Origin of the sequence: Gordonia sp. DT219 (assembly GCF_049847065.1) — a bacterium.
Classification (GTDB): Bacteria; Actinomycetota; Actinomycetes; order Mycobacteriales; family Mycobacteriaceae; genus Gordonia.
In genome coordinates, this window is the sequence record NZ_JBNCNR010000067.1 from 1 (window position 1) to 678 (window position 678).

2 protein-coding genes are annotated in these 678 nt (G+C 54.1%); both read left to right on the top strand.

The window, feature by feature from the left end; all coding sequences use genetic code 11:
- On the top strand, nucleotides 1-321 hold a 321-nt coding region (locus ACPXB3_RS22435; RefSeq protein ID WP_425729846.1), incomplete at its 5' end, for a hypothetical protein.
- Nucleotides 321-617 carry a hypothetical protein gene (locus ACPXB3_RS22440; protein WP_425729848.1) on the top strand — a complete coding sequence of 99 codons (297 nt, stop codon included), beginning with the start codon at nucleotides 321-323 and terminating at the stop codon, nucleotides 615-617. The genes ACPXB3_RS22435 and ACPXB3_RS22440, both read left to right, overlap by 1 nt.
- Nucleotides 618-678: the final 61 nt, after the last annotated feature.

Genomic DNA, 678 nt, shown 5'->3' on the forward strand with positions numbered 1-678 from the left:
CAGGGGTTGCGCAACATGTTCGCCCAGGATGGGCATTTCAATATGGTGCCGTATCGGGTGATGGAAAACGAGTGGTCCGACTTCGCCCGGTACGGGGCGCGGGTAGAGGTCGAGATTAAACTGAAAGCACCAGTTGTGGGCGAGCGGCCGGAAAAGATTTCGGTCCGAGGTGAGGCATACTCGGCGAAGTCAAACATTCTGCTCAAAAAAGTGGAACTGAAACAGAAATTCGCTAATGACTCGTCCGCGCGATATAAGCGACAATACTTTAAGAAGGATATTTTGGCGATGGTTGCGGCAGCAGAGAGAGGCGTACATTGATGGCTGAGTTGGAAGATCTGTTACGCGAATTGGGTGGGGAGCTTGCGGAGATTGTGGTGAATGCCACCGGGCGCCTGGCGGAGGGGCCGTGGGACAGGTATATGAAAGTGGACCATTTCAGTCCAGGTCACAGAGTAGGTACACATGCGGTATGGGTGGGCGGCGAGGAGATTGTTGATCGGTCGACTCGAATCTCGATGATGGATATGAAGCGATTCGATGCCGTGGTGGAGGAGTTTCGTCGTGATTGTCCGGTTCCTTTGTGGTTGTTTGATGCGTTTGTCGGCGACGCGTGAATACTGACCCCCAGGCGACGGGTGAAAGTTGACCCCCCTTGACACTCGGGAGGGTGATTTC

Excerpts from the sequence above, each read along its gene's own strand:
- ACPXB3_RS22440 (WP_425729848.1), top strand. The coding sequence starts at position 321 with ATGGCTGAGTTGGAAGATCTGTTACGCGAATTGGGTGGGGAGCTTGCG.